5 protein-coding genes are annotated in these 5279 nt (G+C 49.7%); 1 reads left to right on the forward strand and 4 read right to left on the reverse strand.

All coding sequences use genetic code 11. The annotated features are described in order from the left end of the window. Nucleotides 1-292 precede the first annotated feature (292 nt). Nucleotides 293-745, forward strand: a complete 453-nt coding sequence (locus Q0231_RS12275) for a GNAT family N-acetyltransferase (RefSeq protein ID WP_299347865.1) — start codon at nt 293-295, stop codon at nt 743-745. 7 nt (nt 746-752) lie between these two features. Here Q0231_RS12275 and Q0231_RS12280 read toward each other — a convergent pair whose 3' ends face one another. The 4 genes from Q0231_RS12280 to Q0231_RS12295 form a co-directional block, all read right to left on the reverse strand. Beyond that, on the reverse strand, nt 753-1187 hold the full coding sequence (locus Q0231_RS12280) for a VOC family protein (RefSeq protein ID WP_269392530.1): 435 nt from the start codon (nt 1185-1187) through the stop codon (nt 753-755). 275 nt (nt 1188-1462) lie between these two features. After that, entirely contained in the window at nt 1463-3016 is a 1554-nt protein-coding gene (locus Q0231_RS12285) for a hypothetical protein (RefSeq protein ID WP_299347866.1), read from the reverse strand. A 151-nt stretch (nt 3017-3167) separates the two neighbouring features. Beyond that, on the reverse strand, nt 3168-4502 hold the full coding sequence (locus tag Q0231_RS12290) for an 8-oxoguanine deaminase (RefSeq protein ID WP_299347867.1): 1335 nt from the start codon (nt 4500-4502) through the stop codon (nt 3168-3170). A gap of 159 nt (nt 4503-4661) precedes the next feature. Then, a complete protein-coding gene (locus Q0231_RS12295) occupies nt 4662-5150 on the reverse strand; it encodes an ATP F0F1 synthase subunit B (RefSeq protein WP_299347868.1) in 489 nt (162 codons plus the stop codon). Nucleotides 5151-5279: the final 129 nt, after the last annotated feature.

Genomic DNA, 5279 nt, shown 5'->3' on the forward strand with positions numbered 1-5279 from the left:
CAAAAAACAATTCAAAAAATACCCTGCTGCGCCGCTCGTTTTCGTGCAATTGAACGAAGTTTGCGCACCAAGGTTTGTGCAGATTATGGGGCTGTTTTTGGTGCAACAAGACGTGGTCAATACCTAGTGCGGCGTTCAAAAAAAGTTAGTGTTTTTCCGAGATTCGCGGCATTGACAACGCGCTTGTGGAATAGTGAATGCTTTGAGGTTGGAACTTTACCCCGCAGGATAAGCTGATAAACTGTTCACCTGATCAATTGATGTGGTCAATGATGCCAATACAGGATGAAAAATGAAAATTCGAAAGGCCTATGGGCACGAACTGCCATTGCTTTCTGAACTTTGCCTGCGCTCCAAAGCATATTGGAAATACGATCACGCGTTCATTGAGGCATGCCGTGAAGAATTGACCCTTACACCTGAAAACTTGGCCGATGACTATGTGATGGTTGCTGAGGATGAGGGGCGTGCCGCTGGGGTTGTCCATTTGGTGTTAGAAGGCACAACTGCTGAACTGGATAAGTTGTTTGTTGATCCGAAATGGATTGGCAAAGGTGTCGGCCGTCAGTTGTTTAGTTGGGCATTGGAAACGGCCCGTGCAAAAGGGGCGACACTGATGAATGTGGTTGCCGATCCCGGCGCCGCTCCGTTTTATGAACGTATGGGTTTCAAACAATTTGCGACGGTGCCGTCCGGGTCAATCCCGGGGCGAACCTTGCCGCATATGCGCCTTCAACTCGATTAATTGTTTGTCAAAGGATCGACTTGCCGGGTTCTGGAGGCTTGGCCACGGTTTTGTGGCCCAATTGCCAAGAGAGTCCAAACCTGTCGATGACCCAAGTGTATCTTGCTGAAAACTCATAGGAATCAAGAGGCATCAGGACCTTTCCGTGGGCGGACAACGCTTTGTGGTACTCGTCGACTTCCGCAATGCTTTCACAATTGACAAAGAAAGACTGCGAGGGGCTAAACGCAAACTTGTGTGTAATCGCGCTATCAATAAAGATCATCTTTTGTCCGGCAATGAACAGGGTAGAGTGCATTACCGACCCTTCGGCGCCCATGCCATCGACCCCGTAGCGTACAATGCTCTCGAGCCGGCTGCCTTTAAAAACCGACAAGTAAAAGTTGATTGCTTCTTCAGCTTGGCCGTTAAACATGACAAATGGGGTTACCGCACTAGGCATTGTCAATTCCGCAAGATTGAGGTTCGTTTGGGAACGATCATAGTTGGAAAGAGTCAACACAAGTTTATCATGGCGCTCTGGATCAAGGTTCAAAAGATACTGCTCAGGAACAATATGTCGAAACCCAACAACAATAACCGCTACATGCCGCTTGGCAGACTTCCATCTTGGAATGCTTTGGAGCCATCAGACAAGCAAAAGCTAGTAGAATGCACGCGTATTTTGCAGCTTACGTTCTCGCTTAAACCACTTCGAAATCGTCACCGATGAAGAATCTAGCCCCTGCATTTGTTTGGCTTTAGCCTGTCGGGTTCGCACGTCAAAATATGCTGTTCTTCAGCGTTTGTGCGCGCATAGCCGCCTAAGATTTCAATTTGCCGCGCAAGGTTTCTGTCAGCGCTCGGCAGTTTATTTCGTTTTGCATACACAAGGCGCAGCATGTCAGCAATACATGCTGTTGATGTCTCACGAGGTTGTTTGCGCATGCGGCTGAAACTCTTGTTGCCACACAGATAAGTCAGTGTCACATCACGGATTTTGGTGTTTGCAGCTTTGTTCAATGTGTTGCTTTTTGAAGAACCAATTGTGACTTGTATGGTCTCTTTGCCGTCACCTCTATTGAGCTGACGTGCCTCGACCCAATATGGATAACCTGATTGAATGGTGTCACGCGATTTGCAAAAGGCGACTTCTTCGCTTGTCGCATCGCGTCCGTATGAGGCCCAATTGCTAACGTTCGCGCAACTATTGAGGACATGGACTGCATCAGGCGAACCAAAGACATTTGTCGGTCTAACACCTGTATAAGTCTCAAGCTTTTGTCGATTGCGCTCATCTGCAAGCATTAGTTGGAAACAATACATTGTCGACATTTCAGTGCCAAAGGTGCCTCTCTTGCTAAAGTGCGAGCAGGAACGAACCAGAGCTTCATCCAAATAGATTTCAATCTCGCCCTTGTAGTTGTCACCCTTGCTTTTCAGGCTGTTGACCACAGATTTGCAGGCCGATGATCCAAGATTGAGTGCAACAACGGCGGGGTTTGGTGCTGATGTCGCTACGAGCTTTGTTCTAACTTTGAAACCGCATTGCGCAGTAAAAATTCTTAAGTAACTTTTTGGATCGCTCCAGTCGAAACTGTCGTCCTTGGGTGGATTGAACGGCTTGTAATCAGTTGAAACAACAAACCTTTTTCCGCTCGTGTTTTGAGCAGAAAGGCAGGAATATGCTCTAACCTTTTCGCCCCGGAACGTTGTGTTGGTCACACTCCAATTGTTCTTGTCCAGACAGGTCCAGAGTGGTGTGTCGGAGATTTGTGGCTTCCTCGTCGGAGCTATGCCCACCGCAGGGTGATGACCTGAGACTTGCAAAACCGGTTGATCCTTAGGAGGTTCGTTTGCCGGCATTGATTGCAAAATTGAGTTGGCAATTTGCTCGGCTGTTTCCGCTTTGGCCATGTTCAGCGCTGTTCGATCAAAATTGCCGGAACAAGCGTTTGAGCATGTGATTTCGGTGATCGTACATTCAAATTCTTTGTTGAGGACTATTGATGGGTCAGCTTTGCTTGCCTTGAGTTCTTTTGCGCTGGCATAGCAAGCTCGTACTTCCGGGTTCGCGCCGCAACGATCTGAACACTCCTTCTTGGCCATGAATTTGGCGAAGGCTTTCTTTTGGATTTCTGCCTTCGTAGCGTTCCACTGTGCATCATTGCAAGTTGGGCAAGTTTGTGCGCGGTACTCTGCTTCGCTTAGTCTTGTGCCGAAGCAACCAGACAAAACAAACGACAATACGACTGCCACAGCGGCAAGCCGCAAACCTGAAAAAAACGACACGAAATACTCCCTTTGCTCTGCCAGCTGATCTGCAGGCAGAGACACCCCATATACGCATTATCGCCTAGTTTTCCTCGGAAAACCACCCACAGATCGAATGACTTTTTTGCCAAAGCGCAACGCGGCGATCAGAATGTGTTGGTGAGTTACTCTAGCTCGCAAGAACAGCGGCGAGTTTGTTGTGACGTTCGATGAGGTTGCCGATATCTTGGCCAAGCAATTGGCCATCGCCAACAACCTTGCGACCCTCTACGAACAGGTCTCGCACATTGTGTGGGCCCGTAAGAACCAGAGCAGCTACTGGGTCCCAATTGCCGGCGCCGGCAACATTGTTCAAATCCCAAATGGCGATGTCGGCGCGTTTGCCCAATTCAATAGACCCGCAGTCGCTGCGCCCAAGAACCTTGGCGCCGCCCAACGTGGCAATCTCTAGTGTTTCGCGCGCAGACATGGCGTCAGCACCATTTTTGACCCGTTGCAACAACAAGGCTTGGCGCGCTTCACTTAACAAATGAGCCGCATCGTTGGAGGCTGATCCATCAACCCCAAGGCCAACCTTAACGCCCGCATCGCGCATTTGACGCACTGGGGCAATGCCCGAGCCCAATCGACAATTGGAGCAGGGGCAGTGCGCAACCCCAGTGCCTGTACGGCTAAAAAGTTCAATCTCGCTAGAATCGAGTTTAACACAATGGGCGTGCCACACATCTTCGCCAACCCAACCAAGATCCTCAGCATATTGCCCCGGGCGGCAACCGAACTTTTCAAGGCTGTAGGAAATGTCTTCGTCATTTTCGGCCAAATGAGTATGCAACATAACTCCCTTGTCGCGCGCCAACAGGGCACTGTCGCGCATCAGGTCGCGACTTACCGAGAATGGAGAGCAGGGGGCCAATCCAACCCGCACCATGGCACCCTCGCTGGCGTCATGAAACTGATCAATCACCCGTATGCTGTCTTTTAAAATGTCAGCTTCGCGTTCCACCAGTTGATCGGGTGGCAAGCCCCCATCGCTTTCGCCAATCGACATGGAGCCGCGAGTGGCGTGAAACCGAAGACCAATGGTTCTTGCTGCTTCGATCGTATCGTCAAGTCGCGCCCCATTGGGATATAAGTAAAGGTGATCGGACGTCATGCTGCAGCCCGATAGGGCCAATTCTGCCAAGCCAACTTGTGCGGACACGAACATATGTTCAGGCCCCATGCGTGACCAAATCGGGTAAAGCGTTTGCAACCACCCAAACAACAATGCGTCTTGCCCACCCGGTACCGCTCGGGTCATCGTTTGATAGAGGTGGTGGTGGGTGTTGACCAACCCCGGCGTTACCACACAGCCTTGCGCATTCACCTGCACTTCAGCACTCAAATTGTGACCAATCTCGGTTATCACGCCATCGTTGATGCGGATATCCACATTGTTAAGCTCACGACGCGTTGTATCCATTGTTACAAGGGTCTGCGCGTTCTTAATGATCATGCTGGGCATATTGTGGGCACTGGGTTTGATTGAAAATCAGAATTTGGCGCATTGTTGCGTTTTGCCAAATCAAGCACAAGTCAATTTTGTCCGATTGATCAAATGTGCGCGCACAAAAAAACGGGCTCCAAAAGGAACCCGTTAAATCTGTTCAATGTTTGAAGCGACCTAGTTCAGGCTTGCTGAAACATCTTTGATCGCTTGGCTTATAAGGTCGTCGCCTTTTTCACCCATTTTGTCGACCAATACGTGCCGAGCAGCCTCAACCGCAATATCGGCAGAACGTGCACGCACGTCAGCAATGGCTTGGCTTTCAGCTTGAGCGATCTTTTCTTCAACCGCTTTTGTGCGGCGGGCGATAAGATCTTCCAAAGAAGCCTGAGCCTCTTGTGTAAAGCGTTCGGCTTGTGTCTTTGCAGCTTCAATAATTTCTTGAGCTTCGTCTTCGGCCGCTTTGCGTTTGCGCTCATATTCAGCAAGAAGGCTTTGTGCTTCTTCGCGTAGGCGCTTTGCTTCGTCCAAATCATCAGCAATTTTCTTAGACTTTGCGTCTAACATGCCAAGAACGGTCTTTGGCACACCAACGTAAACAAGGATGCCCAGAAATGTAATCAAGCCAATTGTGGCCCATACGGTTGCGAGTGATGTTGCGTCCATTGCCCTTATCCCTTCACAACTTTAGCTACAGCGTCTTTGGTGGCCTTTTGCGCCGTGCGGCCCAAAAGATTTGTCACCATTGCGTGTGCTGTGTCAGATGCGATTTCATCGACATGGCCAAGCGCTTCA

Source organism: uncultured Maritalea sp. (genome assembly GCF_937139385.1).
In the GTDB taxonomy this organism is placed as follows: domain Bacteria; phylum Pseudomonadota; class Alphaproteobacteria; order Rhizobiales; family Devosiaceae; genus Maritalea; species Maritalea porphyrae_A.